The 16,891-nt window shown below is 65.6% G+C and carries 18 protein-coding genes; all 18 read right to left on the reverse strand.

The features are described 5' to 3' along the window. Positions 1-37: 37 nt before the first annotated feature. From MRBLMS1_RS06685 to MRBLMS1_RS06770, 18 genes are read right to left on the reverse strand one after another with little or no spacing between them, the layout of a single operon-like run. Positions 38-1,270 carry a beta-ketoacyl-ACP synthase gene (locus MRBLMS1_RS06685; RefSeq protein WP_139091603.1) on the reverse strand — a complete coding sequence of 411 codons (1,233 nt, stop codon included), beginning with the start codon at positions 1,268-1,270 and terminating at the stop codon, positions 38-40. Then, complete coding sequence (gene fabG / locus MRBLMS1_RS06690; protein WP_374106824.1) at positions 1,267-1,992, reverse strand: 3-oxoacyl-ACP reductase FabG; 726 nt, start codon at positions 1,990-1,992, stop codon at positions 1,267-1,269. Before fabG ends, MRBLMS1_RS06685 begins: the two co-directional genes overlap by 4 nt. Further along, positions 1,985-2,458 carry a hotdog family protein gene (locus MRBLMS1_RS06695; protein ID WP_139091602.1) on the reverse strand — a complete coding sequence of 158 codons (474 nt, stop codon included), beginning with the start codon at positions 2,456-2,458 and terminating at the stop codon, positions 1,985-1,987. Before MRBLMS1_RS06695 ends, fabG begins: the two co-directional genes overlap by 8 nt. Further along, complete coding sequence (locus tag MRBLMS1_RS06700; RefSeq protein WP_485878488.1) at positions 2,455-3,645, reverse strand: beta-ketoacyl-ACP synthase; 1,191 nt, start codon at positions 3,643-3,645, stop codon at positions 2,455-2,457. Before MRBLMS1_RS06700 ends, MRBLMS1_RS06695 begins: the two co-directional genes overlap by 4 nt. After that, entirely contained in the window at positions 3,646-4,200 is a 555-nt protein-coding gene (locus MRBLMS1_RS06705) for a DUF3261 domain-containing protein (protein WP_485878489.1), read from the reverse strand. Next, the gene (locus MRBLMS1_RS06710; protein WP_485878990.1) at positions 4,200-6,584 is read right to left on the reverse strand and encodes an MMPL family transporter; all 2,385 of its coding nucleotides are present in this window, start codon (positions 6,582-6,584) and stop codon (positions 4,200-4,202) included. Before MRBLMS1_RS06710 ends, MRBLMS1_RS06705 begins: the two co-directional genes overlap by 1 nt. A gap of 5 nt (positions 6,585-6,589) precedes the next feature. Then, the gene (locus MRBLMS1_RS06715; protein ID WP_485878491.1) at positions 6,590-7,201 is read right to left on the reverse strand and encodes an outer membrane lipoprotein carrier protein LolA; all 612 of its coding nucleotides are present in this window, start codon (positions 7,199-7,201) and stop codon (positions 6,590-6,592) included. Next, entirely contained in the window at positions 7,198-7,653 is a 456-nt protein-coding gene (locus MRBLMS1_RS06720; protein ID WP_230517310.1) for an acyl-CoA thioesterase, read from the reverse strand. Before MRBLMS1_RS06720 ends, MRBLMS1_RS06715 begins: the two co-directional genes overlap by 4 nt. Continuing rightward, positions 7,646-9,214: an HAL/PAL/TAL family ammonia-lyase gene (locus MRBLMS1_RS06725; protein ID WP_485878494.1), complete on the reverse strand. Its 1,569-nt coding sequence runs from the start codon at positions 9,212-9,214 to the stop codon at positions 7,646-7,648. The genes MRBLMS1_RS06720 and MRBLMS1_RS06725 overlap by 8 nt, the downstream gene beginning before the upstream one ends. Next, entirely contained in the window at positions 9,201-10,172 is a 972-nt protein-coding gene (locus MRBLMS1_RS06730) for a lysophospholipid acyltransferase family protein (RefSeq protein WP_485878495.1), read from the reverse strand. Before MRBLMS1_RS06730 ends, MRBLMS1_RS06725 begins: the two co-directional genes overlap by 14 nt. Next, complete coding sequence (locus tag MRBLMS1_RS06735; RefSeq protein WP_485878497.1) at positions 10,169-10,924, reverse strand: glycosyltransferase family 2 protein; 756 nt, start codon at positions 10,922-10,924, stop codon at positions 10,169-10,171. The genes MRBLMS1_RS06730 and MRBLMS1_RS06735 overlap by 4 nt, the downstream gene beginning before the upstream one ends. Then, complete coding sequence (locus MRBLMS1_RS06740) at positions 10,917-12,005, reverse strand: class I SAM-dependent methyltransferase (protein ID WP_485878499.1); 1,089 nt, start codon at positions 12,003-12,005, stop codon at positions 10,917-10,919. The genes MRBLMS1_RS06735 and MRBLMS1_RS06740 overlap by 8 nt, the downstream gene beginning before the upstream one ends. After that, the gene (locus tag MRBLMS1_RS06745) at positions 11,999-13,801 is read right to left on the reverse strand and encodes an ApeI family dehydratase (protein ID WP_485878501.1); all 1,803 of its coding nucleotides are present in this window, start codon (positions 13,799-13,801) and stop codon (positions 11,999-12,001) included. Before MRBLMS1_RS06745 ends, MRBLMS1_RS06740 begins: the two co-directional genes overlap by 7 nt. 22 nt (positions 13,802-13,823) lie before the next feature. Beyond that, a complete protein-coding gene (locus MRBLMS1_RS06750) occupies positions 13,824-14,369 on the reverse strand; it encodes a COG4648 family protein (RefSeq protein WP_485878502.1) in 546 nt (181 codons plus the stop codon). Positions 14,370-14,372: 3 nt separating this feature from the next. Beyond that, entirely contained in the window at positions 14,373-14,639 is a 267-nt protein-coding gene (locus MRBLMS1_RS06755) for an acyl carrier protein (RefSeq protein WP_485878992.1), read from the reverse strand. Between the two features lie 20 nt (positions 14,640-14,659). Continuing rightward, positions 14,660-14,914, reverse strand: a complete 255-nt coding sequence (locus tag MRBLMS1_RS06760; RefSeq protein WP_034750401.1) for a phosphopantetheine-binding protein — start codon at positions 14,912-14,914, stop codon at positions 14,660-14,662. Beyond that, a complete protein-coding gene (locus MRBLMS1_RS06765) occupies positions 14,907-15,698 on the reverse strand; it encodes a lysophospholipid acyltransferase family protein (RefSeq protein WP_485878505.1) in 792 nt (263 codons plus the stop codon). Before MRBLMS1_RS06765 ends, MRBLMS1_RS06760 begins: the two co-directional genes overlap by 8 nt. Further along, positions 15,691-16,452 carry a beta-ketoacyl synthase chain length factor gene (locus MRBLMS1_RS06770; protein ID WP_485878506.1) on the reverse strand — a complete coding sequence of 254 codons (762 nt, stop codon included), beginning with the start codon at positions 16,450-16,452 and terminating at the stop codon, positions 15,691-15,693. Before MRBLMS1_RS06770 ends, MRBLMS1_RS06765 begins: the two co-directional genes overlap by 8 nt. Positions 16,453-16,891 lie beyond the last annotated feature (439 nt).

Genomic DNA, 16,891 nt, shown 5'->3' on the forward strand with positions numbered 1-16,891 from the left:
CGCCCGGCATATCGCCGGTAAATTATCACCAGCGAAGTCACGGCCGGTAACGCTTGAAAATCAGCGACGTGTTGATGCCGCCAAAGGCAAAGTTATTCGACATCACGTACTCGCATTCGATGGCCCGGCCTTCGCCGGCGATGTAGTCGAGCGGTGCGCATTGCGGGTCGACCTGCTGCAGATTGATGGTGGGCGCAAACCAGCCTTCGCGCATCATCTCGATGCTGATCCACGCTTCCAGCGCGCCACAGGCACCCAGGGTGTGGCCCATGTAGCTTTTCAGTGAACTGATGGGCGTGCGGTCGCCAAACACTTCGAACGTCGCTTGCGACTCGGCGATGTCGCCCTGCTGCGTGCCCGTGCCATGCGCATTGATGTAGCCGATATCGGACGGCTGCAGTCCCGCGTCGGCCAGCGCCAGCAGCATCGCCTGGCGCATGGTGGCGGCGTTCGGCTGGGTCACGTGGCAGCCGTCGCTGTTCGTGCCGAAGCCCACCAGCTCCGCATGGATGGTGGCGCCGCGCGCCTGCGCATGGTCGAATTCTTCGAGGATCAGGCAACCGGCGCCTTCGCCGATGACGAGGCCATCGCGGCTGGCGTCGAAAGGACGCGGTGTCGTATGGCCTGCGTCGTTGCGCGTGCTGGTGGCGAACAGGGTGTCGAAGACGGCCGCTTCGGTGGCGCACAGTTCTTCGGCGCCGCCGGCGATCATCGCCAGCTGCTTGCCGCCGGCGATCGCCTCGTAGGCATAGCCGATGCCCTGGCTACCCGAGGTGCAGGCGCTCGAGGTGGTAATCACCCTTCCCGTGACGCCGAAAAACACGCCGATGTTGACGGGCGCCGTATGCGCCATCATCTTGATGTAGGTGGTGGCGTTGATGCCCTTGGTGGTGCGCTCTTCCATCATGCGGCCAAAGTCGCCGATGGCGCTGGGCGTGCCGGCCGACGAACCGAAGGAAATGCCCATCTGCCCGCTCTTGACCACGGGGTGCCCGGCCAGGCCCGCGTGTTCGAGCGCCAGTTCGCTGGCGCGCGTGGCCATCAGTGCGATGCGTCCCATGCTGCGCACGGCCTTGCGGTTGTAGCGGTCCGTCAGCGCGAACGGCGCGGCCGGCGCGCCCAGTTGCGTATTCAAGCCTTCGTAATCGGCCCATTCGTTCATGCGCACGACGGCGTTGCGATACTCGCCCAGGCGCTGGCGGATGGCCGGCCAGTCATTGCCGATCGGGCTGATGCCGGCCATGCCGGTCACGACTACCCGGCGGCTCATGCCATGCCTCCATTCACGGAAATGACCTGGCGCGTGATGTAGCCCGCCTCCTCGCCGACGAGGAAACTGACGGCAGCGGCCACTTCTTCCGGCGTGCCGACTCTGCGCGCGGGGATCATCTTCAGCGCTTCGTCGAGCGGCACCTCGCTGATCATGTCCGTCTCGATCAGGCCCGGCGCCACACAGTTGACCGTGATGGCGCGCTTGGCCAGTTCCAGCGCCAGCGCCTTGGTCGCGCCGATGATGCCGGCCTTGGCCGCGCTGTAATTGACTTGCCCCCGGTTGCCGATCAGGCCCGAAACGGACGCCATGGTGACGATGCGCCCCGGTTTTCGGCGCTGTACCATCGGCATCACCAGCGGATTGAGCACATTGTAGAAACCATCGAGGTTGGTCTGCAGGACGATGTCCCAGTCCTCGCCCGACATGGCGGGAAACGCATTGTCGCGCGCCACGCCGGCGTTGCACACGACGCCGTAATAGCAGCCATGTTCGGCGATGTCCGCTTCCAGCGCGGCAGCTGCCGCGGCACGGTCGCCGATATCAAATTGCAGCACGCGCGCCGCGCGTCCCATGGCCTGCACCTGCTGCGCCACCGCGTCGGCTTCGCCGCGCGCGCTGCGGCAATGCAGCACCACGTCAAAACCGTCGCGCGCCAGCCGCAAGGCGATGGCCTTGCCGATACCGCGCGACGACCCCGTCACCAATACACTTTTACTCATGCTGCGCTCCATTCATACTCTCCTGCAGAAATTGCTTTGCATCCTCGGGCTGGAATACCGTAATCGTCGCTTGCGCCAGCACGGCGCCCGCCATCTCGATACGACACTCGAACGCGCCCAGTCCATTCTCGCCCTGCAAGGCCTGCTGCACATGCACCTGCAGCACGCTGCCATCGACAAACAGGGGCAGCTGCGCTTCGTAGCGCCGCGCCCCCAGCAAAAAACCGATCTTCACGGGCGCGCCGGCCAGCCGCGCCAGGTAGCCCGCGTGCGCGGCGATCGCCTGCGCCATGTATTCGATGCCGACCCAGCTGCCCACCCCTGCCGACGGCGCGTCATAAAACACGCTGCCGGCATGGATGGCCACTTCGGCGCACAGGTTTTCCGCATCGGCCGACAACACCCGGTCGAGCAGCACCATGGCGCCGGAATGGGGCACCAGTTCGCGGATATCGGGAAAACTCATGCGCCCCTCCCGAACAGCAGGGCGGCGTTCGAGCCGCCGAAGGCAAACGAATTGCTCAGCGCCCAGTCGAGCGGACGCCCCAGGCGCGCACCGGGCAAGGCCAGGCGCAGCGGCGGCAGGGATTCATCAGGCACGCCATCCCACAGGTGCGGCGGCAGCAAGCCCTCGGCGTTATCGTCCTGCATCGCCAGCCAGCACAGCGCCGCCTCGACGGCCGCCGCCGCGCCCAGCGCATGGCCTGTCAGCGGCTTGGTGGAGCTGACCATCGCCGTGGCGCCGAACAGGTCGGACACCACGCGCGCTTCCATCGCATCGTTCTGCGGCGTGGCCGTGCCGTGCAGGTTCACATAGTCGACTTGCGACGCCGCGATGCCCGCGCGCGCCAGTGCCTGGGCGATGGCCAGCCGCGCGCCGCCGCCCGCGGGATCGGGCGCCGACATGTGATGGCCATCGGACGATTCGCCCCAGCCGCGCAAGGCCACGCTGGCCGGTTGCGCCGTCATCAGGAACAGGGCCGCGCCCTCGCCGATATTGATGCCGTCGCGGTTCGCGCCCAGCGGATTGCAGCGCCGCGCGCTGACGGACGCCAGCGCGGAAAAACCCGCCACGGTAAAGCCGCACAGGGTATCGACGCCGCCCGCCAGCACGGCGTCGCACAGGCCCATGCAGATCAGGCGCGCCGCGCTGGCCATGGCCTTGGCGCTCGACGAACAGGCGCTCGAATGCACGAGGGCCGGGCCGTCGATGCCCAGTTCCTCCGCCAGCATCAGGGCCGGCGACGCCATCTCCTGCTGCCCATAATGAAAAGCTTCCGGAAAACCGTCGCCCGCCACATGCTGGCCGATCGCGCCTTCCGTCTCGGCGATGCCCGACGTGCTGGTGCCGATCACCACGGCCACCCGGTCCGCGCCGTAGCGGGCGATGGCCTGTTCCACGGCGGGACGGATCTGCGCCAGAGCGGCCAGCGCCATCCGGTTGTTGCGGCTGCGCGCGGCGATGCCGTGCTGCGCCACCGATGGCAAGGCCGCATCGACCACGCCCAGCGGCAGCATGCGCCCCGGCGTGTAGGTATCGACGGGCATCACGCCGCTGTGCGCGGCAAACAGGCGCGCACGCACTGCTTCGCGGCTGGCGCCCAGCGCGCAGACGATGCCGCAGTCGTTCAGGTACACAGTCAAGCCAGTCATTCAGCTTCCTTCCGGGGCGTTCTGTATCGTCAGACGATAGCGGTAGCGCAGGTTGTCGAGTACCACCGTGCCGCTCCAGCGCGGCATGCCGCTGTAGTCGATCACCGTCACCGCCTCGTCATGCAGGAACAGGGTGCGGCGCAAGCCGCTGTCCTCGATGCGCCAGCCGGCCGGCAGCGCTTGCGCGATCGCTTCGCGCGGCCACAGGGTCAGCTGCATGTCTTCCAGCACGTCCTCGGCGCGTACCTGCGCCGGCAGCATCAGGTGGCGCCATGACGTCATCTCCTTGCCGTCGTAATGGAGCGACAGTACACGCTGGCCGAACGCCAGTCCCACCAGGTCGAGGTGCGACGGTTCCACTTCCAGCGCCGCATCGAGTTCGTCGATGCGGCCCTCCCGTTCGACGACCAGGTGCTGCTGCACGCTGACCGTGGCGCCCAGCGCCTGCGGCGCCAGTTTCAGGCCCAGGCGCGCGGGTGCCGAAGGCGGCGTGCTGGCGCAGCCGGCCAGCGCCAGCAGCAATGCCGGTGCCCATCGTTGACAGTGCAAAAACATCAGATTTCTCCTGCGGCATCGGCCGCGCTACGGTGGTCGGCTTCGGCAAAGCACGGCGACAGCAGCCATACAAGCGCCGTGCCGATCAGCATGGTCAGGCCAAACGCCTGCAATGCAGCCGTCTTGCTCAGCGCCAGCAGGCCGAAAGACAAAATGGTATTGGCCGCCGACAGGCCCACGGCCAGCCATGGCGTATCGTTGCGGCGGTCGGGATGCTCCTGCATGAAGATGCCGTAATCGACGCCGACGCCCAGCAGCAGCATCAGCGCCAGCACGTGGAACAGCTGCAGCGGCAAGTTCAAATAGCCGAGCAAAGCCAGGGCCGCCACGCTGGCCAGCGCCGTGGGCGCCAGCACGCGCCAGGTGCGGCGTCCGTAACGGGGCAGCAGCAAGCCGAAGACCACCAGGTAGGCACCCAGCACCACGGCGCCCATGTAGACGCGGTAGCGGCCCAGCACCGAGGAAATTTCACTCACCTTGTCGACCCACTGCACGCCGGGCACGCCCTCGCCCGCCTTCGCCAGCAGCGGAATGGCCGCATACTGCATGCCGCGCAAGGCGACGATGGAGGCATAACCGCCTTCGACCTTGCCCAGCCACAGGTGGCGCCATGGCTCGCTGGCCGGCACCTTCAGGAAGGCGTCGATCGACAGCGGCGCACCCGCTTGTGCCAGTTGCGCGCGCACCTTGCCAGCCCATTCCGGGCCTTCGTCAACGGACTGCGCCAGCAAGTCGAGCGCGGCGCCCGGCTGCAGGATAGCCGTGTCGAGCAAGGCACGGCGCGCCGCCTGCGTCTGCAGCGACGGCACCCAGTTCGACATGGCCTGGACACCGCTGATGTGCTTTTGCGCGATCAGCGGCAGCAGCCGCTGTTTCAACGCTTCCTCGCGCTGCAGCACGGCTTCCGCGCTATCGCCGCGCACCAGGTAGAACTGCACCGGCGTGGGTCCATCGAGCAATTTGCTCAATTTGATCTGGTCGCGTATCAGGTGCGCGGGTGGCGTTTGCAGCAAGCGGATATCGTCGTTGACGCCCAGGCGGCTGATGCCGATGAGCGCAAACAGGGCAAACAGCACGCCGCCAGCCAGGGTGGCGCGGTTGGCCCGCAACAGCGGCCAGCGCGCGCGCGCCGCGCCGTACTGTTTGACCAGTGCGCCGCTCTTCAAGGTGCCGCCGCCTATCAACGCGGGAAACCAGAACACCACCGTCAGCCAGGCAAACACCAGGCCCAGGGCGGAAAACACGGCCATGTGGCGCAGGCCAGGGAATGGCGTCAGCGCCAGGCCCATGTAGCCGATGACGGCTGCCAGCAGGGTCAGGCACAGGCCTGGCAGCAAACGGCGCAGCAAGGCGCGCGAATCGAGCGCCGGATCGGCGCCCAGGCGGTTGCATAGAAAGTAAATGCCGTAGTCCTGCGCCACGCCGATCAGGCTGGCGCCAAAGACCAATGTCATCAAGTGTATTTTGCCAAACAGCAGCCAGCATACGGACAAAGAACCGAGGCAGCCGATGCCGATCGACAGCAGGATCAGCGAGATCGGCTTGAACGAGCGGAAGGTGAACCACGTCAGCAGGATGATGCCGGCCAGGGAGCCCAGGCCGATGGTCGACATTTCGCCCGCCGCCTGGCTGCTGGCGGCCGCCGCATGCAGGATCACGCCGGCGCTGATGATGTCCACGCCGGGCACGGCCTGCCGCGCCGCCGCCTCGGCTTGCGCCAGCACGGGCAGCGCGCTTTCCTGCGCGCCCAGCGAAAAGGCGGGCAGGCTCAAGGTCAGCGGCAGCAGCACATACTGGCGCTCGGCGTCGGCGACGAACAGATGGCCGTCGCGCGGACGCACGGGCGTTTCCTGCGCACGTTCCTGCACCCAGCCGCCAAACAGGCCGAAGGGATCGTCCTGCCAGGCGCCCAGTTTCGGCCCACCGAAAGGACTGTAGAGCTGACTCAACGCAGAATCGCGCCAGAACGCGGGCGTTTCCTGGCGCAGCTGCATTTCCTGCGGCGCCGTCAGCAAGGTCAAGCGATGCTGCTGGAACAGCGCCAGCCAGTCGTTCTGCGTCTGCTCGTCGAGCGGCGTGGACTGGAACAGGCCAGCATGACGCGCCAGCACGGCGCCATAGGCATCGGCCGCGCGCTTCGCATCGCTCCATTCGGCGGCACCGACCAGCACCGCCACGCGCTGCTGCGCCGCATCGACCATGTGCGTAAATGACGCCTGCAGCACCGGGTCGCGCTCCTGCACTGGCAGCAAGGCGAGAATGTCGGTTTCGGGCGCGATGCGCTTGCCCAGCCACAGGTAGGCGTTATGCGCGAGCAGCAGCGCCACCACCAGCGCCCAGGCAATGGCCAGCAGGCGCCCGGCGTTGCGGCCGCGCTTAGTCAATGCGTTCAAAACAGGGCCGCCTCTTGCGCCGTGATGGCGGATGGTCCCGTTTCAATCGCCGAGAACACGATACTCGTGCGGTCGCCGCTCGCTTCGCTGATGCTGATGTTTTTCACGAAGGCGCCGCCATCGAGGCGGATGCTGCCGATGGCCTTGGCCAGCGCCGGCTGGCGCGCCTTCAGCGCCACCTGCCAGGTGCCGCCATCGATGCTGCCATCGACTTCAAACAGCGTATCGAGTTGCGCCAGGTCGCCGGCCAGCAGCGAAAACAGCACGCTGTTGATCATCTTGACCACCGGCTCCGTCTTCGCGTCGAGGCGCATGGCCACGCGCTCGCCCTGGAAATGCACGATCTCGTCGCGCGTCAGGCGCAGGGTATTCGGAAACGGCTGCAAGGTGCGCCACAAGACGCCTTTGCCGGCCACCACGCAAAAGCGGCCGTTCGACGCCAGCGCCTTCTTCATGCCGGCCAGCTGCTTGCTCTGGTCGAAGCGGCCGCACAGCTGCTGCGGCTTGGCCAGCATGGCCTCGATCTTCGCTACCGGCGCGGCCGCGTGCGCGGATGCCGTCGCCAGCAGGCACAGGCCCGCCAGCAGGATCTTGAATTGTTTTTTCATACGGCCTTCAATCCCAATTTTTCAAACAGTACTGGCGGCGAGGCAAAGCACATCTCGCCGCTGGCGATATCGACGGCCACCTGCGTCGTGCTGGCGCGGTTCAGGCGCTTGCCCGTCGCGCTGTCGCTGACCAGGTACTCGATCTTCAAGCGGTCTTCCCACTCCACCAGGTCGGCGCGCAAGGTCAGGCGCTGGCCAAAGGTGGCTGGCGCCACATAGCGCAAATGCATGTCGATCACGGGCCAGGCATAGCCGGAAGCCTTCATGTCGACGTAGTTGTAGCCGATGCTGTCGAGCAGCGCGCAACGCACCACTTCGAGGTATTTCACGTAGCGGCCATGCCAGACGATCTCCATCGGGTCCAGGTCGAAGAACTGCACCTGCATCTCCACTTCGGCGTGCCAGCGGCTGGGCGTGGCCTTCTTGCCGCGCACTTTATGCGTCTCAGTCATTCCCGGCTCCATACAGTGGCCACACCTGGGCGCGCATGCGTTCGAGCAGCACGCGCAGTTCCGGGTCGAGCCGGCGGTCTTCCTCGACGGGTGCGATATCGGCGGCCAGCGCCTCCAGCATCGCCGCCAGCGCCGCTTGCGGCGGCACGTCGGGATTGACCTTGCAGCGCAGCCAGACGCCCTGGCGCACGGTAATCAGCAGGGCCGCAGCCACCTGCTCGCACAGTTCCAGCACGCGCAGGCAGTCGCGCGCGGCGATGGTGCCCATGCTGACCTTGTCCTGGTTGTGGCATTCGGTCGAGCGCGAAAACACGGAGGCCGGCATGGTCAGCTTCAGCGCTTCGGCCGTCCAGGCGGAGGCGCTGATCTGCAATGCCTTCAGGCCGTGGTTGATGGCCGCGCGCGGGCCGGTGGCGCCCGACAGATTGGCCGGCAAGCCCTGGTTGTAGCGGCTGTCGACCAGCAAGGCCATCTGGCGGTCCAGCAGGTCGGCCAGGTTGGCCACCGTATTCTTCATGCTGTCCATGGCGAAGGCGATATGGCCGCCGTAGAAGTGGCCGCCATGCAGCACACGTTCGCCTTCGGCGTCGATGATCGGGTTGTCGTTGGCGCTATTGAGTTCATTCTCGATCGACGAACGCAGCCAAGGCAAGGCATCGGCCAGCACGCCGATCACGTGCGGCGCGCAGCGGATCGAATAGCGGTCCTGCAGCCGCTTGCCATTGCGCTCCCAGGAATCGGTGGGCAGATCGGCGCGCAGCCAGGCCGCCACTTGCTGCATGCCGGGATGGGGCTTGACGGAGAACAGGGTTTCATCGAAGTGGTGCGCGTTGCCGTCCAGCGCAAACGAGGCCATGGCCGTGATGCGCGTCGTCAGGCGCGTCAGGTATTCGGCGCGCTCATACGCCAGGCAGGCCAGCGCCGTCATGACGGCCGTGCCGTTCATGATCGCCAGGCCTTCCTTCGGACGCAGGCGCAGCGGCGTGATGCCCGCTTCGCGCAGCGCCTGCTGCGCCGGCACCTGCACGCCGTCGCGCCACACTTCGCGCTCACCGCACAAGACGGCCGCCAGGTAGGACAGCGGCGTCAGGTCGCCGCTGGCGCCGACCGAGCCTTCGGACGGGATCAGCGGCAGCAGGCCCGCATCGAGCAGGCGCGCGATCTGCGCCAGCAGTTCCACGCTGACGCCGGAAAACCCCTTGGAGAGCGACGCCAGGCGCGTGGCCATGATGGCGCGCGTCTGCGCCGGCGTGAAGAATTCGCCCAGGCCGCAGCCGTGATAGGTGTACAGGTGGTGCGGCAGTTCGGCCACCAGTTCAGGCGGCACGGTCACCGTGCACGAGTCGCCGTAGCCCGTGGTCACGCCATAGATGGTGCCATCCTCGCGCAGCAGGCGGTCGAGGAAATCGGCGCCGCGCGCGATCGCCGCCAGAAAGACGGGATCGCTGGACAGTTCGGCGCTGGCCCGGCCATGCGCGATGTCGGTAATGTCTTCGATGCGCAGGCGCTCGCGGTCGAAGCGGACGGCGCGCCGGGTGTTTTTCAGGTCAGCGAGTTGCATCGGGAGTATCCAGTCTTGAAGTATCGGTGAGTTGCCAAAAATCGTAGAAATTGAACCATTCCAGCGGCGCGCGCAGGCAGTGATGCTGCAGGCGCGCCGCATAGGCGGCCGCCAGTTCGGCCAGCATCGTCTCGCGTGCCTTGCGCGGCAGGTGCAGCGACTCGCGGAACAGTTCGAAATGTATTTCGGAGCGCTGGCCGATGCGCATGGAAAACAGCAGGTAGACGGGGCATTGCAGCACGCTGGCCAGCACATACGGTCCGATCGGAAAAGCGGCCGGCTGGCCCAGGAACGGTGCCACCGCCACGCGCGGCTGTGGCGAGACGGGTACGCGGTCGCCGGCGATCACCACGAACTCGCCTTGCGCCACCTTTTCCGCCAGCAGCATGGCCGTGGCGGGCGTGATTTCCGTCACCTGCATCAGATTGAGCTGGCTGTCCGGATTGAGGCGCTCCAGCATGCGATTGAACGCTTGCGCATGGCGCGTGTGCACGAGCACCGTCAGCTTCAAGCGCGTATTGCGCTGCGAGAGCACGCGGCACAAATCCAGGTTGCCCAGGTGGGCGCAGATCAGCAAGGCACCGCGTCCCTCGTCCAGGCAGCGGTTGATGCCATCGCCGCCATCAACGCCGTGCAGGCTCACGCCACGCGTGTCGTACAGGCCGCCCCATAGCAGCATCTTGTCGAGGATGGTTTCGGCAAACGTGGCAAAGTGCCGCAGCACGCTCAGGTTTGCCGGACCGCCGCACGCCGCGACGCGGCGCAAGTAGCTGCGCGATACGCGGCGCGCACGCGGCTTGGTCAGCACGTACCAGGCCAGCACCGGGTACAGCACGATGCGGAAAGGCCAGCGGCCGAAGACGCGGCAGATCCAGAACAGCAGGCGCATGCCGGCCACGAAGCTGACTTCATTGAAGCCGGACCAGTGTCCGTGCGGCTGCTGTGGTTCTGCCGTCATCGCGCGCGCCAGTGGCGGGCCAGCAGGCGCGGTGCGCGCCACAGCATGCCGAAAAACAGCCGCGCGTGCATGCGCGAAATGAGCACGTTGTCGCGCCAAAGATCAAAATGCGAGACGCCGTCGCTGGGGTAACCGACGCGCGTGGGCAGATTCGCCATCGACAAACCATCCCAGTACAGGCGCACCAGCACATCGGTGTCGAAATTCATGCGCTGTCCCAGCTGGCACTTCTCCGCCAACGCCATGAAAGACGCCAGCGGATAGACGCGAAAGCCGCACATGGAGTCGCGAATCTGCAGCGACAGGGTATTGATCCATACCCATACGTGCGTCGCATAGCGGCCGTAGTAGCGCGCCCTGGGTACCGAAGCGTCGTACACGGGGTAGCCAGCCACCACGGCCGCCGGCATGGCTTGCGCCTGCGCCAGGAAGCGCGGCACATCGTCTGTTTCATGCTGGCCGTCGGCATCGATCTGCAGCGCATGGCTGTAGCCTTGCGCATGCGCGTGGCGGCAACCCGTCAGCACCGCCCCACCCTTGCCCAGGTTGTGCGCATGGCGCAGCAGGGTCACGCGCGACGGATGCGCGGCGGCCAGCGCATCCAGGATGCGCGCGCCGGCGTCAAAGCTGCCGTCATCGACGAGGATCAGCGGTACACCATGCGGCAGCAGGCGCTGCACCACGGCGCCGATCGCGTGTTCATGATTGAACACGGGGATCACGATGCAGGGTTGAAAACGCACTTCAGTCACTGTGTGCTCCGGCGCGGCCAAAGCGCAGCAGCGAATGGCAATAGCCGATACCGTCGCGCGTGGTCAGCAACTCCAGGCCGGCCGCTTGCGCCAGGCGGATGTAGTCGGTGCTCTGGTAAATCTTGCTGTTACCGCTGGCCATGGCCGTGAAGTACGGCGAGGTGTTGATCAGGCAGTAGGCGGCGATATCGTACTGCTGGCGGTCCCAGAAGGTATCCATGATCAGCACTTGCCCGTTCGGCCCCAGGGCCTGCGCCACGCGGTGCAGGATGCTGGCGATGGCCGGCTCGCTGAAACAGCTGAGAAATTGGCTCATCCAGATCAGGTCCATGCCGGCCGGCAGCGGCGCCGCGTCGTCGAGCAGGTCGCAGGCGTGCAAATGGGCCCGCTCGCGCACGCCGGCATCGGTGAGGGTCCGGTCGGCTACCGCCAGTTGGCGCTCGAGGTCGACCAGGTGCAGTTCCACGCCCGCATGGTAGGCCAGCGCCGCACTGGCGAACTTGCCCGTATTGGCGCCGATGTCCATGATGCGGCGCGGCGCCGTGGCGAAGACGTCCGGGAATATCTCGGGGAATGATGTATCCGAATAATGGTGGTCGAAGGCGAACCAGCTGCCCTTGGCCGGCTCCGACAGGGCCGACAGGCCCTGGTACAGGGTCGGCCAGTCGCCCAGCGCGACCAGTCCCAGTGGCTGCTCGGCGTCGAGCGAGCGGTCCAGGTCGAACAAGCCCTGATAGCAGACGTCGTGCATGAAGTCCAGGTTGACCTGGGTGATGCTGTCCGTCAGCATGCAAAAACCGACTTTATCAAGCACATACGCGCCATCGCACAGCGAGACGACGCCGGCCGACAGGCACGATTCGAGCGCCACCTTCAGCGCATATTCCGTCCAGCGGCCGCTGGCGGCCATGTCGGAAATCGTCAGGCCGCTGTGGCCCGTGTCGGCCAGCGCCTGCAGCATGCCGCGCTTCCAGGCATAGCGCACGCATTGAAAGACGACGGGACCGAAAGCGATTTTTTGCGCCTCGAAACGGGCGGCAAAGGCGGTCTGGCGTTCGGGTGAGAATTTTTTATCTAACATGCGCTCGCTGCTGGAGTGGGTGTATCGGTGCCGCCATCGGGAACGGCAGCGGCATTCGGGTGAAACAGGATGCGGCCGCTGGCATGCTGGCCGGCGTCCGACTGATAACGAAATTGCAGGCTGGCCTTGGGCGCGTCGTATTCCACGACCAGCCGCACGGGCCGGTCCGGCAGCACCGGCTGCTGGAATTTCAACGCATGCAGGGCGCGGAACCGCGCGGGCAGGTCCAGGTGCTGGCGCGCGAAGTGCAGCGCCCACTCCACTTGCACCACGCCGGGCAGCAAGGGCGCGCCCGTGAAATGGCCCTCGAAATAGAACAGATTCGCCGGGACGTGCAGCTCGAACAGCAACCGTGGCGTTTCGCCTTCGGCCGAACGCTCGATCAACTGCGCATGCGGCAAGCGGGGTTTCTCGAGCAATGCCAGCAACAGCGCCTGCGTCGTCTTGCCCTGCGCATTGATGGGCAATTGTTCCAGGTAGCGCCAGCGGCGCGGCAAGGCAATGGCGTCGACCTGGCCACCCAGCGCCGTTTGCAGCTGGCGGTTCAGTGCCAGCTTGCCTTCGGCGTTGAGCAGCGCCCGGCCAGCGGCGCTGCAGACAATAAAGGCGGCCACCTTCTGACGCTCGCCGGCCGGCGCATCGCACAGCAGCACGCGCGCATCCAGCACCAGCGGCGTGGCCAGCAATGCCGCTTCGATGGCATTGAGGGAAATGCGTTTTTCTTCGATCTTCACGATGCGGTCGCTGCGTCCCAACAACTGGAAGCGTCCTGGCGCCGTGTCGCGCGCGCGGTCGGCCAAACATAGCCAGCCATCGTCGGCCAGGTGCGCCGAACGCACTTCCAGCGCGCCGTCATCCATCAGGCGCCAGTCCACACCAGGAAAACCCTGCCAGCTCTCGTCGTCAGGGCGCTCTGGCACGCGCTGGCGCCAGGCTACGCCGCCGGTCTCCGAACTGCCGTAGATTTCGCGCGGCACGCGGCCCAGCAAATGGCCCGCCGCCAGCGCGCTGTCCAGGGCCAGCGGACCGCCCGAGGAAAACACGGCGCGCAGTTGCGCGCGCGCGCCGGACCAGTCGATGTGTTCCGGCAGGCGTTTCAGGTGCGCGGGGCTGGCGACCAGCACGCAGGGACCGCGCGCCAGCAAGGCCGCCAGCTGTTCCGGATAATCCACGCTGTGCGCATGCACTGCACGCCCGGCAGCCAGCGGCCACAAGACCTTGAACAGCAAGCCGTAGATATGCTGGTGCGAGACGGTGGCGACGACGGCCGCGCCATCGGCATGTTCGCCAAACAGCTGCTCCAGCGTGACCACCTCGCTGGCCAGCTGCGAGAGTTTTTTCGGGATCGCTTGCGCCGCGCCCGTGCTGCCCGAGGTGTACACCACCAGCGCCGGGAAATCGTCGGCAAGCTGCGTCCACGCTCGCTCGGCCAGGCTGTCCGCTGGCAGCGGCAGCGGCGCATGCGCAGCCGGGAACTGCCCCAGGAAACCATCGACGGACGCAGCCAGCGAAGCGCAGCTGGCCGGCAGCGTATCGGCCGTCAGCCAGACGGTCTTGCCCGCCTGCCAGGCGCCCAGCAAGGCTGCGCCAAACTCGATGCTGTCGTCCAGGTACAAAGCGAAATGGCGGCCTGCCTGGGCTTCCAGCAAGCCGGCCCAGGCGGACATGCGCGCCGCAAAGCGCGCGTAATCGAGCACCGCGCCATCGCGCCAGCCGACGGGCATGGCCGGCGGGCGGCCATGCATGGACAGCGCAAGGCGCGCCAGCGGGGAAATCGGCGGATGTGCGTCAGGCATGGGAGCTTGCGGCAACGAGGATTCAGGCATGGTGCAAACGCTTAAAACGCAGGCGGACGAGATACTCGCCGCCAAATAACAGGGCCATCAGGATATAGGCGATGACGCCCGTGTACAGCGACCAGACGGCTTCGCTGGCCCACAGTGCCGTAGCCAGCGCGATGCCGCCATTGACGATGAAAAATCCGCACCAGACTTGCGTCACGCGGCGCGTATAGCGCACGGCGGCGGGCGAAAAATCCTTCTCGCGCAAGCGCGCCAGGCGTTCCACCACCGACGGCGGCGCCCACAGGCTGTAGCCGAAAGTGGCCAGCAAGACGACATTGACCAGTACCGGATACAGTTTCAGCGGCAGCAGCAGGTTGCTCCACAGGGCGATGGCGGCCAGCAGCAGCGCGGCGGCCACCGACCAGCGTGCGGCGCGCTGCAGCTTCAGCGCGGGCAGGCGACAGGCGGCGGCCAGCAACAGCAGCAGCGCCAGCCAGCGCGGCTCGACCTGGCCGTGACCGAACCAGATCGCCAGCGGATACAGTACGGTCAGCAGCAACGCGACGGCATTGAGCAGCACGCGTTATGCCGCCTGTTCCGACACCGACATCGCGCGCAGCGCTTCGACCACATCGTCGATCGTGCGGATGGTCTTGAATACTTCCGGCTGCAGGCGCTTGCCCGTCAGCTGCTTCAGCTTGACCGCCAGGTCGACCGCGTCGATGCTGTCGATATCGAGTTCGGCGTACAGATTCGATTGCGGCGTCAGCGCCTCCGGATCGAGCTCGAACATTTCGGCCAGCAGCTGCACCACCCATGCGTACAGTTCATCGCGGCTCATTGCGCTCATATCTACCATTTTGCTGCTCCTTACTTCTTTCTGTGAGTGTCAACCATCGCCGCCAGCGCCCGTACCGAGGCAAAGTGGCGGCGCGTATCGGCCGAATCGGCCGACAGGGAAATGCCGTATTTTTTTTGCAGGGCGACGCCCAGTTCCAGCGCATCGATCGAATCGAGTCCCAGCCCCTCGACAAACAGGGGCGCATCCGTATCGATATCGGCAGCGCTCACGTCTTCCAGTTGCAGCGCCTCGATGATCAGTTCTTTCACTTCTTGTTCAAGCATGTTGTTCCTGTTTCCCGCTAAAGTAATGTTGCAGATGAGTGGTCAAGGTACGCGCCGCCATCACGTCGCTGGCGCCACCGCCGGTAAACTCGCCGATCGCCAGGTCGTCCTGCACGGCGATCTCGAAATGCGCACGGCGGGCCGGCACGCGCCACCATGGTTCGCCCTTGCCCAGGGTCCTGGGCAGGCAACGTATCAGCACGGGCGTCACGTCGCGGCGGCCGCGCACGGCGATATTCGCCGCGCCGCGCTTCAGCACGACCTCGCCACTGCGTGGCGTGCGCGTGCCTTCCGGGAAAATGATCAGGTTGTTGCCGCGCTCCAGCGATGCTAGGCAGGCGTCCACCAGTTCGGCGCCGCCCGTGTTATTGATATAGCCTGCCGCGCGCACGGGGCCTCCCGTAAACGGGTTATTCCACAAATCGGACTTGACGATGCAATCGGCCTGCTTGACATACGCCATCAGGAAAATCGTGTCGATCAGGGTCGGATGATTGGCCAGGATCAGCAAGCCGCCGCGTTCCAGCTTGTCGAGACCGCGCAAGTCGTAGCGCAGCACGCCGAGAAAACGCATCAGGCCGATATACAGGCGAAAACTCCAGCGGATGATGGCGCGCGCGCAAGCGATGCGCGTTTCGCGCCGCCACACCAGCACCTGCAGCACGGGGAACACCAGCACGCGCAGCAGCAAGCCGCCGAGGCCGAAGGCGGCGAAACTGAGCGCGGTCGCGATGGTACGCCAGCCTATCGATATGCCGGCGCGAACAGCCTCCAGCTTACGCATGGCGGCTCCAGCACCATGCCTGACGGTTGGCCGCGTGCTCGAACGTGCGGGCCTCGCCGAGCATGAACCGCAACACGGCAAGGCTGCCCGGCAGGGCGCCGGCGGCAGCCGCCAACGCATCATCACTGCCGCGGGCGCGCCAGGTCAGGCTGAAAGCGGTGCCCGGGGTAGCCTCGGCCTGCAGCAGCCAGGCAAACGCATGCGACTGCTCATGACAGTCTTCAAAAGCTTCGAACGGCACTGGCAAGGGACACTCCGCCAGCACCAGCAATACCTGCGCTGCGCCATCGGCCAGCAAGCCGCATGCCTCGATCACCGCGGCTTCAAGGCTGGCCGCACCGGCGGCGATGGCCAGCTGATTCGCCGTATCGGCGCGGGCGATGGAAAACAGGCCTGCGCTGGCATTGTGCACGGCCATGCCGAACGCCGTCGGCGACAGGGGTTCGCCCTGGGCCAGCGCCGACAGCAGTTCGACGGCGCGCGCCACCTCGCCGTGGCGGGAGCAAAAGACGAGCGGAATATCGCGTTGTTCGCCGAGACAGGCGTACGCCACTTCGAGCGCCATCTTGCCCAGCTGACCGGCGCGGCGGCGCAGCATCGGCGCCATCGCACGCACGCCCGGCTCGCCGGCAGCGGCAATCGGCGCGACGGGCAAGGCGCTTTGCGCCCACGCGCGCCATTGCTGCGGCGTTTCCAGACCCGGCGCCCATGCGGCGTGTCTGACAATTGAAAAACGGACACCATCGGTGCGCATATGCATTTTCCTGAGCTCAAAAAAAAGGGCGAACTCACGTCAAAACCGCGCAAAAAGCCTCGCCGGCGTTCTTTTCAAATTATAAACGATGGAAGTAAAAATAACTAAAATAAATGGCCGTGAGGCAACTTTTTAAATGCAAATACAAAACCCGTTTTTTAAAGAATACCCCGCCTTAGTTACTATTTGTAACACTCCCATCCATTGTCTTCCGATGGAAAAATCGGCATTCTCCGGCAAACTGTCGGCATTCTCGGAACTGGCGTTTTTTTATCCATGACCAAGACAAGCCGCGCATGCGACATATAAGAGCGTTGTTTTTAGATAACACATACGGCATGGCGCAACGGCGCCCCCATATTCCCGCGCATGGCGGCAGCGAGGATTAAAGCGGATGCGCGGCAAGGACAATACAGAGCGTTTGCTTTATGCCAGTTCC

Origin of the sequence: Massilia sp. LMS1-1-1.1 (assembly GCF_040815535.1) — a bacterium.
GTDB classification, from domain to species: domain Bacteria; phylum Pseudomonadota; class Gammaproteobacteria; order Burkholderiales; family Burkholderiaceae_D; genus Janthinobacterium; species Janthinobacterium aestuarii.